This is a genomic window from Metasolibacillus sp., from assembly GCF_025291715.1.
In the GTDB taxonomy this organism is placed as follows: Bacteria; Bacillota; Bacilli; order Bacillales_A; family Planococcaceae; genus Metasolibacillus; species Metasolibacillus louembei.
The window spans coordinates 83255-96681 of record NZ_JAMBIZ010000003.1 but is presented as its reverse complement, the minus strand read 5'-3'; the positions used below and the strand labels follow the sequence as shown (position 1 = coordinate 96681).

General features: G+C 38.0%; 15 protein-coding genes. 3 read left to right on the top strand and 12 right to left on the bottom strand.

The features are described from left to right. Nucleotides 1–5: 5 nt before the first annotated feature. Both M3Z76_RS03455 and M3Z76_RS03450 read right to left on the bottom strand, forming a co-directional pair. Nucleotides 6–1436, bottom strand: coding sequence for a polysaccharide deacetylase family protein (locus M3Z76_RS03455; protein ID WP_293920969.1), 1431 nt, complete (start codon nt 1434–1436; stop codon nt 6–8). Nucleotides 1437–1447: 11 nt separating this feature from the next. Continuing rightward, nucleotides 1448–2761: a nucleotide sugar dehydrogenase gene (locus tag M3Z76_RS03450; protein ID WP_293920970.1), complete on the bottom strand. Its 1314-nt coding sequence runs from the start codon at nt 2759–2761 to the stop codon at nt 1448–1450. A gap of 452 nt (nt 2762–3213) precedes the next feature. On the opposite strand from M3Z76_RS03450, the gene M3Z76_RS03445 reads away from it, so the two are divergent. Continuing rightward, nucleotides 3214–4203, top strand: coding sequence for a M23 family metallopeptidase (locus tag M3Z76_RS03445; protein WP_293920971.1), 990 nt, complete (start codon nt 3214–3216; stop codon nt 4201–4203). Nucleotides 4204–4246: 43 nt separating this feature from the next. Here M3Z76_RS03445 and M3Z76_RS03440 read toward each other — a convergent pair whose 3' ends face one another. The 4 genes from M3Z76_RS03440 to M3Z76_RS03425 form a co-directional block, all read right to left on the bottom strand. After that, entirely contained in the window at nt 4247–4777 is a 531-nt protein-coding gene (locus M3Z76_RS03440; protein WP_293920973.1) for a hypothetical protein, read from the bottom strand. Next, nucleotides 4770–5873, bottom strand: a complete 1104-nt coding sequence (locus tag M3Z76_RS03435; protein ID WP_293920974.1) for a hypothetical protein — start codon at nt 5871–5873, stop codon at nt 4770–4772. Before M3Z76_RS03435 ends, M3Z76_RS03440 begins: the two co-directional genes overlap by 8 nt. Continuing rightward, complete coding sequence (locus M3Z76_RS03430; protein ID WP_293920975.1) at nt 5854–6381, bottom strand: sigma-70 family RNA polymerase sigma factor; 528 nt, start codon at nt 6379–6381, stop codon at nt 5854–5856. Before M3Z76_RS03430 ends, M3Z76_RS03435 begins: the two co-directional genes overlap by 20 nt. A 126-nt stretch (nt 6382–6507) precedes the next feature. Beyond that, nucleotides 6508–6879 carry a DUF423 domain-containing protein gene (locus M3Z76_RS03425; protein WP_293920976.1) on the bottom strand — a complete coding sequence of 124 codons (372 nt, stop codon included), beginning with the start codon at nt 6877–6879 and terminating at the stop codon, nt 6508–6510. A gap of 188 nt (nt 6880–7067) precedes the next feature. Between M3Z76_RS03425 and M3Z76_RS03420 the strand changes: the two genes are divergently transcribed. After that, entirely contained in the window at nt 7068–8231 is a 1164-nt protein-coding gene (locus M3Z76_RS03420) for an aminotransferase-like domain-containing protein (protein WP_293920977.1), read from the top strand. 129 nt (nt 8232–8360) lie between these two features. Continuing rightward, nucleotides 8361–9155: a GNAT family N-acetyltransferase gene (locus tag M3Z76_RS03415; RefSeq protein ID WP_293920978.1), complete on the top strand. Its 795-nt coding sequence runs from the start codon at nt 8361–8363 to the stop codon at nt 9153–9155. A gap of 42 nt (nt 9156–9197) precedes the next feature. On the opposite strand, the gene M3Z76_RS03410 is transcribed toward M3Z76_RS03415, so the two are convergent. The 6 genes from M3Z76_RS03410 to proS form a co-directional block, all read right to left on the bottom strand. Further along, nucleotides 9198–9449, bottom strand: coding sequence for a hypothetical protein (locus M3Z76_RS03410; protein ID WP_293920979.1), 252 nt, complete (start codon nt 9447–9449; stop codon nt 9198–9200). Next, nucleotides 9439–9975 carry an RNA polymerase sigma factor gene (locus tag M3Z76_RS03405; RefSeq protein WP_483310140.1) on the bottom strand — a complete coding sequence of 179 codons (537 nt, stop codon included), beginning with the start codon at nt 9973–9975 and terminating at the stop codon, nt 9439–9441. The genes M3Z76_RS03410 and M3Z76_RS03405 overlap by 11 nt, the downstream gene beginning before the upstream one ends. Next, complete coding sequence (locus M3Z76_RS03400; RefSeq protein WP_293920980.1) at nt 9953–10336, bottom strand: group-specific protein; 384 nt, start codon at nt 10334–10336, stop codon at nt 9953–9955. Before M3Z76_RS03400 ends, M3Z76_RS03405 begins: the two co-directional genes overlap by 23 nt. A 9-nt stretch (nt 10337–10345) precedes the next feature. Beyond that, nucleotides 10346–11092, bottom strand: a complete 747-nt coding sequence (locus M3Z76_RS03395) for an ABC transporter permease (RefSeq protein ID WP_293920981.1) — start codon at nt 11090–11092, stop codon at nt 10346–10348. Next, a complete protein-coding gene (locus M3Z76_RS03390; RefSeq protein ID WP_293920982.1) occupies nt 11089–11802 on the bottom strand; it encodes an ATP-binding cassette domain-containing protein in 714 nt (237 codons plus the stop codon). Before M3Z76_RS03390 ends, M3Z76_RS03395 begins: the two co-directional genes overlap by 4 nt. 157 nt (nt 11803–11959) lie before the next feature. Continuing rightward, nucleotides 11960–13381 (bottom strand): proline--tRNA ligase, encoded by a 1422-nt coding sequence (gene proS / locus M3Z76_RS03385; protein WP_293920983.1) that lies wholly within the window; start codon nt 13379–13381, stop codon nt 11960–11962. Nucleotides 13382–13427: the final 46 nt, after the last annotated feature.

Below are 13427 nucleotides of genomic sequence, written 5' to 3'. Positions count from 1 at the left end.
CCGTATCAGTCTACTTTCTCATCAATATCTTGTTCAATCCATGTGGACAGTTTATTAAAGGAATAACCTTGCTGCTGTAGTTGTTCAATAATTAAAGGTAAAGCCTCCACTGTTTGCGTCCCATCTAACACGTGCATAACGATAATTTTCCCTGGTGCCATTCGATCCATTACTCGCTTATAAATATCCTGTGCTGTATAGTCTAAATTCCAGTCGAATGACGCAATATCATATAGAGCAATCACCTTCACACCTGTTGCTGCAATGATTTTCGCTGTGCGCTCATCCATTTCACCTTGTGCAGGTCTGAAATAAAGTAGCGGGGATTGCTGTAGTGCATATGTTAATGCTTGATGTGCTTTAATTAAATCCTCCTGCAATTCTTCTGGTGACATTTTCGTTACATTTGCATGATTATAGGAATGGCTGGCAATCTCATGTCCCTCATCTAAAATTAGTTTTGCTATATGCGGGTTTTCCTCCGCACGCTTACCAATTAAAAAGAATGTACTTTTAATATTGTATTGACGTAATACGCTCAACACTTCTTTTGTTCGCTCTTCGCTTGCCCAATCGTCAAAAGTTAGCACAACTTCCTTTTTCGTTGTATTTTTGCGATAGTAAATAAAAGGCTCTACATTTTCATAATCCAGGTTAAATTGAAGTGCATCATAACCTTCAATTTCCTCCAATGGCTTTACTGTGTACTGCTCCTTGACCACATCCGCCAATGTCGTCAACGTATAGCCCTTGCCCTCTAACGATTGTGCTAATAATGGAATCGCATCAATTACAGCTGGATTAATATACGTATTTAAATGAATAACTGCTCCGCTATTAGCAAAGCGTTCAATATACGCAGCAATCTCCTCAGCACTTTGCATATTGCGATCCTGTGGGTTAATAGACGACTCGACAACAGCTGACATCCCAAGCATCGATGCTACAGCCTGCATATTTTCCGTTGAATCTCCTGAGCGACTACGCACATATCGAGGCTTAAAGCCTAAGTGCTGCTCAAAAATTTGATTTGTTAAAAATAAATCCTTATACGTTTGCTCGTAATTTAGCGTTGTCATATCAACAAAGGACAATGTTCCACTTTGCACTTCGTGACCTCGCTCAATAATATTTTTCACAAGCTCTGGCTCCTGTGCGACACGCATTCCCTCAAGAAAAAAAGTCGCCTTTATCGAATACTTATCTAGCTGCTCCAGTAATTTTAGCATTGTTTGCTCGTCTGCAAGCCCATTAAATGTAAGAGCCATTTTTGATTGTAAAATATTAGCAGATTGAATCATCTCGCTTAATGTACCATCAGATTCAACTACATCAATGGAAGGCTCTACCGCTTCTATAGCATTCTTCTTTGCATCAGCCTGACAGCCTGCTAACAGCAGCATCGCTATAATGCTGTAGAATAGTAAATTCCGCATAAATAAACCCCTTATAATTTATAATAATTCGCATTTTCAAATGAAAATGCCGTTTGACGCGTATCAAAAATGAGTGCTGCATGACGATCTATTAATTCGTAATCAATAGAAGAATGATTTGTAATAATCAATACAGCATCAGCCTGTTGTACTAAATCAGCTGTTAGCTCTACCGTTTTAATCCCTTGTACAATATCGATAAAAGGTTCAATAATATGGAGCGTGCATTGCTGCTCCTGTAATAATTGAATAATCGGTAATGCTGGCGATTCTCTTACATCATTAATATTTGGCTTATATGCCGCACCAACTACTATAATATCAGCTTTTTCAAGCTTTTTGCTTTGCAAACTTAAATAATTTGTTAATCTTTCAACAACAAATTGTGGCATTGACTCATTAATTTTATCAGCTGCATCAATTAATGTGACAGCTGTACCATGCTGTTGACCAGCCCATGATAAATATTTTGGGTCTACAGGAATACAATGTCCTCCAACACCAGGCCCTGGTGTAAATCTCATAAAACCATAGGGCTTCGTTGCTGCCGCATCAATTACTTCCCAAACATCAATACCCATTGTATGACATACTTTGCTTAATTCATTTACTAAGGCGATATTCACTTGACGAAACGTGTTTTCTAAAAGCTTCTCCATCTCAGCAACTTCTGGTGTAGATACACGATGTACCTTCGTTTGCAATGCATGCTCATAAAATAATTGTGCTAAGTCCGTGCATTCCTTGGTCATACCGCCGATTACTTTAGGTGTATTTGTTACATTAAAGCTGCTATTGCCTGGGTCAATTCGCTCTGGTGAATATGCGATGAAGCTATTTCCCCCTATTGTGTAGCCTTGCTGCTCAATCGCTGCACCAACAATGTCTCTCGTTGTGCCTGGGTAAGTTGTGCTCTCCAAAATAATGAGTGTGCCTTCCTTAATGTGCAGGCTAATTTGCTCAACCGCAGAAATAATATATGTAATATCTGGATTACCTTCCTTATCAAGAGGTGTTGGAACACAAATAACAATGATATCTACTTCATGGAGCTGTTCAAATTGTGCTGTTGGCTCAAATCGTCCTGTTGCTAAAGCCTGCTCTATGTTTGTTGATGGTAAATCTGTAATATAACTCTCGCCTTGCTTTAGTTGATTTACTTTATTTATATTTTTATCAAAGCAAATTGTAGTAAATCCTTGCTGTATTATTTCTAGTGCAAGTGGTAGACCTACATATCCTAGGCCGATAATCCCTACTACAGCTTGCTTATTTTTTATTTTCTCGCTTAAATCAAATGCTTTTTTGTATATTTCACTACCCAAGAAAATCACTCCTTTTTCCTATATTTTTAAGTATCGTCTTTTATCTGTAGATTGGAATAGGTTTAAAGGATTATTTAATATTGTATATAAGATACAAAAGTTATGTTTTTTATTATATTTTTGCTATAAATTGTTTTATAGCAATTAAATTTATTTATAAAGGCTAATTCCATGTGCACAATAACATATTCCTTACTTTTCAGCAGCAATTAAAAATTCTAAAAGGACTAAAGACTTAATTGTTATGAGAATTTTTAAAAATAATAGTAGAAATTAAGATTAACAGAGCCTGCTAAACAAAATCTGAACAAAAATTTATCATTTAAATCAACATTCCCTGAATATAAACCTTCAATGCCTTAATGAAAGTAGCAGCATGTAAAATGTCATGCATAACTCATAAAATAAAAAAAATTGGTTATGTTATACGTGTAGAATGGAGGGAATAGAAAATGAATCGCTTCCAATTAATATTTTGCTTCGTACTACTTGGCATTTTTCTTATTGCGACACCTAGCCATGCACAGCAAACGCCTTCGCAAGAAGAAATATACGCACAAAGGATGTCCTATTATTATGAATTTGAAAGCCCTATCGTTCCTTGGTACTATCTCGCTGCCATCGATCAATATGAGCGCAATATTCAAGCTGTTCGCAAGGACTTGGCAACACGCGAGGGAATACTTTCCATACAATTTCCTTCACATTTTTGGTCAGGACCCTTCAACCCTTCTGTAGAAGATACTTCACCTGCCACTATCGCTTATTTTGGCGGGCATGGACTTGATGGCAATGAGGATGGAATAGCAGATCAAACACAGGATGCTGATGTTTTGCGCACACTCGTTGGCTATTTGCATCAAGCACATCGAGAAGCAGGTACTTTTCAAGCTGCGCTAGAGAAATATTACGAAAATGAGCAAGCTATTAACCAAATACATGTCATCGCCAATATTTATAAAAAATACAACACCGTTGCCTTAGCTGAACGAGCATTTCCAATTCCGATTCGTGCAAATTATAGCTATAAAGGCACATGGGGAGCAAGCCGTGGCTGGGGTGGACGCAGAATGCATGAAGGAACAGATTTATTTGCAAGCTATGGAACGCCTGTTCATTCTACCTCTTATGGTGTGATTGAAGTGATGGGCTGGAATGAATATGGTGGCTGGCGTATCGGTATTCGTGACTTATATAATACGTACCATTATTATGCACATCTTTCCTCCTTCCATCCTGATTTAGCAATTGGCGATATTGTAGAGCCAGGTACAATTATCGGCTATGTTGGCAGCTCAGGCTATGGCAAAGAAGGAACTTCCGGTAAATTTCCACCACATTTACATTATGGCATGTATAAATTTGACGGACGCACTGAATGGGCTTTCGATCCATTTCCATCCTTGTTAATTTGGGAGCGTCAAGCAAAAAAGAAAAATTAAAAAACACATGAAATCAGGGACTACCTTGATTTCATGCATTTTTCTATTTTAAAAACTGCAAGCCTGTTCGTAGCATCATTTTGACAAATCGAATAAGTAAGATAGTTAAAGCCAGATAAAAAAATGCTGTTACGAAAACAATCATTAGCTGAACATTCTCCATCATATTCATGCCAAAGGAAAACGCAATAAGTGAAGCAACAACAACAAATGTAGCGAATCGCTCTATTTTTTTATATGCTCGCATACTATCTGTTTGTTCTGAAAGAGGCTTTAGCATATAAATAATGAGAAGCATCGCTAAATACTTAAATATGAACAATAGCCAGCTGACAATGTCCTCTAAAATAATATATTGCGTATACCATTTCACTGACAATAGCTCATCTGCCATAACAATAAGCAATAGGATGTAAATAGCCCCTTTTAACTTACTTTTTTCAGGCACCTTCCATACGCTATAGAAAATAACGAGCATCGCCAATGCATGTACATAGGGTAAGAAAAACGTCAAAGTCGAACAAATTAAACCTCTTCGCAACCATTTCAGCGCAATTTGCCATTGCTCAGTCATTCGCTATCATCTCCTGTCGTATTTCTTTGACGATTTTGTGGGAAAATGGGGGGAAAAGGATATTCGCTCTTTTATTTATCGTGCCATCTGTCGTTTCAATAATAAAATATAAACTTTGATAGCTGCGTAGCTCCCTCTCATCGCTCAGTTGATAGGAAAGTTCTAGCAAGGTATCATCTATCGCATATGGCAACAAATCAATATCCTCTTCTCCAGCCATATTGACACGCTTAATGACCTTTCCACGGCTTTCTAATTTATAGTGCTGAATAACAGGAGGCGGTGTAATAGCAGTAATTGTAGTCATATCTGTTTTAAATAACTCTTTGTGATTGCCATTTGAATCCACTTCAAAGCCAAACCCTTCGCTATCATCCCCTTGAACAAATTGTGTAAATTGGATATCGAAAGGAATTTTTTCACCATCTAAAAAAAGAGCATAGGCTTCAATTGGCGAACGCTGCATCATTAATCGATTTAAATCTTCTACTTGAAAATTAAGCGCTGCATTCGTTGTCATATGATGTGCTGTACTCCCTAAACTCAAGCTGTAATCACCATTTACCGCAAACGTTGTATCATTAATAACAACTGCGCGTATTGTATTTTCAAACTCACTTTTATTTATAATTGCATGGATATAAATAGATTGATAACCTGACCTTTCTTCTAAATTCACACTTACTGGATACACATACGGTCTTGGTAGCTGCTGCGCCTCATAATAGGCGCTATTCCACACCCATGACAAAGCAACAAGCAAAGTAAGCGCCCATTGTTTGCGCCATTTTTTATGACTTTTTCCAAGGTTCCATACTATCGTTACTAGAAGAACTGTACAAATACTAGCCAGCCAATATGTGTTCGTTAATGGCTGCACTAGCCCAGCTGCTTGCGTATTGTGCTCCAAATTTGGCGCTGTTGATACAAGCCAAATAAAATAGGCAACTGCTGCGGTTAACGGGATTGTTAAAAAAGTAGGTAGCCATTTTTTTCGCTGTTTTTCTTTCGCAGCACGCTCAATGCCAATGACTACATGCTTATGTAGCTCTGCTGGCTGCTCAATTTGTCGCATTTCATCCTTTAAAGATTTCATCCGCTATTCCCTCCTCCACAAGCTTTGTCTTCAATTTTTTCAACGCACGATATAAAATAGTTTTCGTCGTGCCAAGCTTTAATTGCAAAACGTCTGCAATTTGTTCAAATGTAAAATCCTCATAGTATTTCAGTAAAACGACATGCTTTTCTTCCATTGATAAATGCTGCATCACACTTTGCAATGTGAAATGCATATCGAGCTCTACTGGTTCTTCAATGAGATATGTATCGTGTAATTCCTCGTAATATGGTCGCTTTTTTAACAAGTCGTGAGCACAATTGATTAAAATGCGAATGAGCCATGTTTTAAAATAAGCTACGTCTCGCAATTGTTGAATTGCTTTATAAGAGCGATAGGCACATTCCTGCACAATATCGAGCGCATCGTCCTGATTTTTTGCATAAACATATGCCATCGCATACAGCTCCTGCTCATATTGCTGAAAGAGCGCAATATATGCCGTATCATCCCCGCTTTGCGCTTGTCGTATTAGCCGTTCATTCACACTTTTCACCTCTCTATACATATTAGACTGTCATTTTTTCAATTTAGCTTGCAATTTTGGAAATTTTTTTAGAAGTCGCTGATAAAAAAATGACTATTAAGCGAGATGCTCAATAGTCATTTCATTCTATATAATTGCTACAATAACACATGCCCATGCGGCAATAAATAGTAGCCCACCAATTGGCGTAATAGCGCCGAGCTTTTTCACACCTGTAACTGCTAATATGTATAGGCTACCTGAAAAGAACACGATGCCAGCTACCATTAAATAGCTTGCCCATTGTAAAATTGTCGATACTCCTAATAGTGTGTCATAGCCTAAAATACCAACAATAATTAGTCCTAATGCGTGATACATATGATACTGTACAGCCGTTTCCCAAATCGCCGCATATCTTGGCTCTGGAAATTTATCCTTCAAGGCATGTGCGCCAAATGCACCTAATACAATTGCTATTAAAGCAAGACTTGCACCTAATACTAATGCAACAGTCATATTGACAACCTTCTTTCCTCATGAAATTCACCTCATTTATTATACGCTTATTACGCTAGCATTTTCTACTTTCTTTCATAAAAAAGCTTGCTTATAAACTTTTTTTATTTACATTCCAATATTGTATTGTATAGAGAATTTAAAAATGTTATAATTTTCGAAAAATTAAAACAAAGAAGGTTGTTCACATGCAGTACTCAGACAGAATTTTAAATACCCCCTCTTCATTTATTCGCAATATTTTAAAGGTAACTGAGGCAGATGATGTCATTTCATTTGCAGGCGGTTTACCAAACCCCATTTCATTTCCACTAGATGACATGCATACGTCCATCGATCGTGCAATGAAGCAACATGGTGCTAAACTATTCCAATATGCCTCAACTCAAGGCTATTTACCTTTACGTCAATATATCGCAAATAAATATAATCGTCGTTATGGCTTACAAATAGATGCTGATGATATTTTACTCACAACAGGCTCACAGCAAGCATTGGAGTTACTCGCAAAGGTTTTAATCAATAAAGGAGACGGCATTATTATTGAGGAACCAGGCTATTTAGGTGCGATTCAAGCATTTACTTTAGCTGAGCCAACATTTTACCCTGTAACATTGGAACAAGATGGTTTGAATTTAGAGCAGCTAGAGCAAGCGTTACAGCAGCCAAATGTCAAATTCATTTATACAGTGCCAAATTTCCAAAATCCAACAGGACTCACGTACTCACTGGAAAAGCGCCAGCAAGTGTATGAGCTCATTGCACGTCATGATGTGATTTTAGTTGAGGATGACCCTTATGGGGAACTGCGTTTTGAAGGTGAGCACCTTCCTTATATCGGTGCAGGCAAATTGGAAAACAGCGTGCTGCTTGGCTCCTTCTCGAAAATTGTCACACCTGGGATGCGCCTTGGCTTTATTATTACGAAAAACAAAGAGCTCCTACAGCATATCGAGACAGCAAAGCAAGCTACAGATTTGCACACAAATGTGTTCTCACAATATGTCATTGCTGATTATTTATTAAATAATGATATTGAGCAGCATATTCAAAAAATTAAAGACTTATATAAAGCACAATCCGATGCGATGCTGCAAGCGATGGCGACATACTTCCCAGCACACGTATCCTACACAAAGCCTGAAGGTGGTATGTTTATTTGGGCAACTATGAATGATGGACGCTCTGCGATGGATGTTTTCAATAAAGCAATGGATGAAAAAGTCGCTTTTGTGCCTGGCAATCCGTTTTATGTGAATCCAGGCAATGTTAATACAATGCGTTTAAACTATACAAACTCCACACCTGAAATTATCGAGGAAGGCATTAAGCGTTTAGGAAATATTTTATAAAGCGAGGCGTAGAGCCCTCGCTTTTTTCAATATGCTGCTGCTTTTATTCTACGTTTTTCAAATTCCCCATTGACATGCAAATACATTTTCTCTATCATTGGATTAATTTACCGTTAAGGAGGAGATACCATGATACGACTTTTAACAGCTGAGGACCATGACATTTGCATGGAGCTCGTCCAGCAACAGCCTGCCGAAAATCTTTTTATTATCGGCGATATAGAGGTATTTGGCTATGATCAGCCCTTCCAAAAAGTTTGGGGACAATTTGAAGAAGACAAGTTAATTGCAGTTTTACTAAAATATGAGGGCAACTATATTCCATATGCACAGGGTGCTTTTGACACGCAAGGCTTTGCAGCAATTATTAACAGTGATGAAAACGCGACAGAGTTATCTGGCTTAAAGGATATTACAGATCAACTTGAGCCATTTATCCAAAAAGAACTATTCACAAAAAAAGAGCTCTATTACGCAAAATGTACAGCCCTACAAAAAATTTATGAGGACCACGATTTACAAAATATCGAGCTACTTACACGTGAGACAATTGAAGAAAATGTTGAGCTGCTCAAAACAATTCCTGAATTTGCAGGCAGCCCTATCTCAGTCGAAAGCAAGCTGCGCGTTTTAGAAAGCAAAACAGGTCGCACCTATTTCATGCGTGAGGGCGATGTCATGGTATCATCTGCCTCGACAACTGCTGAAAACAGCCTATCAGCAATGGTCGTTGCTGTGGCAACACGTGACGGCTATAAGAAAAAGGGCTATGCGACAAAATGTATGCAAAAGCTATGTGGTGAGCTCTTAAATGAAGGCAAATCACTTTGCCTATTTTACGATAACCCTGCGGCTGGCGCCATTTATAAACGCTTAGGCTTTGAGGATATCGGCTTTTGGAATATGCTGCGTTACCAAAATTAAAAAGATGGATGGAATCAATGAAATCCGATTCCATCCACCTTGTCATCCTATACTCAGCCATTGCACAACTGCTAAGACAAATCCACAAATAATTGGGGCAATTCTTAACATTGTGTACCCTGTTGACGTACTGTTCCATTTCTCTAACGGGTCTTTTGCAGGCGAGCCTAAATAAGTAATAAAACGATCCCAACGACTTTTTTTATAAGTCACAAGTTTCTCAGGAATTTGCACGTCAAATTGATCGAGTCGCCGCTGCAATTCATGCTCCTCTTTCCACTCATCATTTAGCATGGAAATCCTCCTTTAACTCTTCTTTTAAACGCTTTAATGCCTGATGCAATCTCGACTTCACTGTCCCAATAGGTATTTCCAAAATTTTCGCAATATCCTCCTGTGGTAAATCATGATAATAGGCAAGCAAAATAACGCCAAGTTGCTTTTCTGGCAGCTTTGCAATCGCCTGCTGTACAGCTAGTTTATCATCTGCTGAAAAAGAAGTCGTTTGTATCGGCACTAAAAACGGAAAAAAGCTGCGCAACCTTTTTCTGCGATTCAGCTTATTCATTAACAGGCGATAACCAATCTGAAAAATATATGATTTTACCATGCCCTTTTGTGCATCGAAATCATGGCGCTTTTTTTGCAATTGCTCAAAGGTATCCTGCACAATATCAACGCTTAACTGCTCCTCCCCTGTATAGCGAAATAAAAAGCTATACAGAGGCTTATATAATTGCTGATATAACTGATTGAATGCCTCGTCATCCCCCTTTTGATAAGCATTCATCAAGCTCTCATTTGTCATCATCGAGCTTATCACCTAAATGTGCCTTAATGGCTTTTAATGTACTGGAAATACGTATAAATGAATAAATAACAATGATAATTACCCATACTTGTGATTGATTTGTAAAAAATTGTACATAGGGGTTTGTGACATCCTGTCCACTGGAAATAAGCCAGTTCAATGCTTGCACACAGCCAATTGCATATATACCTAATGTAAAGATGATTGTATCGAACACATTCCAACGTAAGTAAATCGTTGTTTTATGATAATTAATTTTGCGATTTTCACGTACAACATGCTTGCGGTCAAACGGTATAATAATGGCTAATATAACAATCACCCATATCCCACCGACAATTAATGAAACTATCCAGCCAATTCCCATCATGTTTCCCTCCTATCTGTGATAAACTTTGCGCGCAATTAATGCCAGTACCAAACTCCACCCTGCCAAAATAAGTAAATATTGATATAGAGGAAGCCATGTATTTGTCGTTAAACCTAAATAATATTGTAAGCTATCATTCAAATAAAGCATCGGATTCCACACTAAAAAAATGAAATATTGCTGTGGGTCTTTACCAGCAAGCGTTAAAAACATCGTTGTCATCGTTATCGAAAACATCAATAAAATCATAACTGGTACAAGCATGCTTTGTGCCATTTTTCCATTTTTAAAAAGCCCTGCCAAAATAAAGCTTAATGGATATAATGCAAGCAAGACAAAATTACATATAAATAATATAAGAAAGAAATGGTCCCATGCAATATCAATTACTAGTTTATAGCAAGCTAATAATACTACTAATGCCATATTTGCTAATGCAAACACACCGATCCCTATACCTAGATAGTAAGTGGAGGCTGTGATCTTTGTACGTTTCAGCCAATCAAATGTGCGATTCGCTTTCATATCCGCTAAATAAATTGTGACGCTAGAAAAGGCAAAAGAGAAGAGCAATAATAAGATGGAAACAGGTAAAAATTGCCCCTTCACCATATATTGAAATGTTTCCTCATTGACAACAGATTTTATGATAAAAGATAGAATTAAAAAAATAAATGCCGGAAGTATGTTTCCAAAACCTACACCATAATTACGCATGCTTTCCAATATAAATGTACGTGTAATTTGTTTGATCATCCTACTTGCCCTCCTAATACTTTACCTGTCACTTCAAAATAAATACCCTCAATCCCTTTAAACACAGGGTTAGAATATTTTTCTTCCAACGCCTCCAAAGTACCACAATCCGCCAATTGACCTTCTTTTAAAATATAAATCTCATTAAATAAAGATTCAAAGCCCGCTACCTCATGGCTAATGATAACAATAATGCGCTGCGTCTGTTCAATATCTTTTTTCAAAAAACTGGCTAATTGCTTTTTCTTCATTAAATCTAAATCTGCAAATGGTTCATCAAGCAAAATAATCGGTTTATTTAATAAAAATGCTAAATAAATCGACAATGCCTTGCGCTGGCCACCCGACGCATTTTTTACTAAAACATGATTATATGTAGCTAATTCAAGCAAATGATACAGCTCTGTTAAATCCCTTGGTTCCTCTGTCAATGCTTGAAAAAGGCGAATAACTTCAGATATTTTCAAATGGCTATAGCTATCAAAGCTTTGATACTGTATAGCTACACAATCAGCTAACGGCTGAGGATAATGCATTGTGCCACTATCGTATGGCACATCTCCCGCAATGCATTTCACCAAGGTTGATTTTCCTGCCCCATTTTCACCTAATAGCAAATAGCAGCCTCCTGCTTGAAAGCATGCTGAAAAGTGATTTAACACCGCTTTCCCATCATATGTTTTAACAATTTTCTGTAAAGAAAGATTCATCTAAAACCCTCCATTTTTTTATGTATTTACTTACTATACAAATGGGAGAATTAGAAAGTTCATTTTATTTTTGAAACATGGCATAAATTTCATTTCCTTATCTGCATAAATAAAGCACTTTCCAAACAAGTAGTTGGAAAGTGCCAATTTATTTTTGTTAATATGCTCTTGCAAACCACACCGTATGCTGTGCTGGCTGCTCACAGCAAATACATGTCTCTTTTTGAGCAGGTGGCTGGAATGGGATATTGCGTGTTGTGAATTTTGTTTGCTCCTTCACCTTTTGTTCACAATCGGTGCTGCCACACCAGCCTGCTAATATCCATCCTGGAACGGCATTTGCTTCAATATGCTGCTGCAACTGTGGTAAAGAATCGATTGTCGTGTGCGAATGAGCAGCTCTAAATTGACGTGCCTTTGTCAGTAAACGAGCTTGCATCACTTCAAGCTCTTTTTCAATCACCGTCACTAGCTGCTCAAGCTGTACTGTTTGTTTTTCTTCTTCATCGCGCGCTTTTATAATAGCTTGCCCGTTCTGATAATCACGTGGCCCTAGCTCCACGCGTAGCGCAGCACCTTTTTGCTCCCATTTATTAAATTTAAAGCCCGCTGTTTGGTCTGAATCGTCAAGTTTAACACGAATGCCCTTCGCCTTTAAAGCTTGATGAATTTCCTCCAATTTCTCTAAAATTTCTGGGTGCTTTTTAAATGGACCTACTGGCATCAGTACGACCTGTGTTGGTGCAATTTTTGGTGGTAGCACTAAGCCTTTGTCATCACCATGCACCATAATAACAGAGCCGATTAGTCGTGTGGATGTGCCCCAAGACGTTGTATGGACATATTGATGCTCGTTATTTTTATTTAAAAATTTAATATCAAATGCCTCAGCAAATTTCGTTCCTAAATAATGCGATGTTCCTGCTTGCACTGCCTTGCCATCCTTCATCATCGCTTCAATTGAAAATGTATCAACGGCACCTGCGAAACGCTCTGATACAGTTTTTGTGCCATCATAAACTGGAATCGCCAAAAGCTCCTCGACAACCTCTTTATAAATAACGAGCATTTGCATCGTTTCATTACGTGCCTCTTCCTCATTTTCATGCGCGGTATGCCCTTCTTGCCATAAAAATTCGGATGTACGAATAAACGGTAATGTTTTCTTTTCCCATCTAAAAACATTTGCCCATTGGTTGAGCAACAGCGGCAAATCACGATAGCTATTCACCCATTTGGAGTAAAGATGTCCTATCATCGTTTCAGAGGTTGGTCTAAGTGCTAAGCGCTCCTCAAGCTGCTCTCCTGCCGCCTCTGTTACCCAAGGTAGCTCTGGTGAAAAGCCTTCAATATGGTCCTTTTCCTTTTGGAAAAATGATTCGGGAATAAGCATTGGGAAATAAGCATTGCGATGCCCTGTTTCTTTAAATCGACGGTCCATCTCCGCTTGAATATGCTCCCAAATTTCATAGCCATCTGGGCGGAACGTAATACAGCCTCGAACAGGCGTATAGTCCATTAACTCTGCGTCTTGAATTGTCTTCAAATACCATTTTGTAAATTCATTTTCCTGTTGCATTCATTATGCACTCCTTTTTTAACAAAATAAAAAGCATAAAGCCATC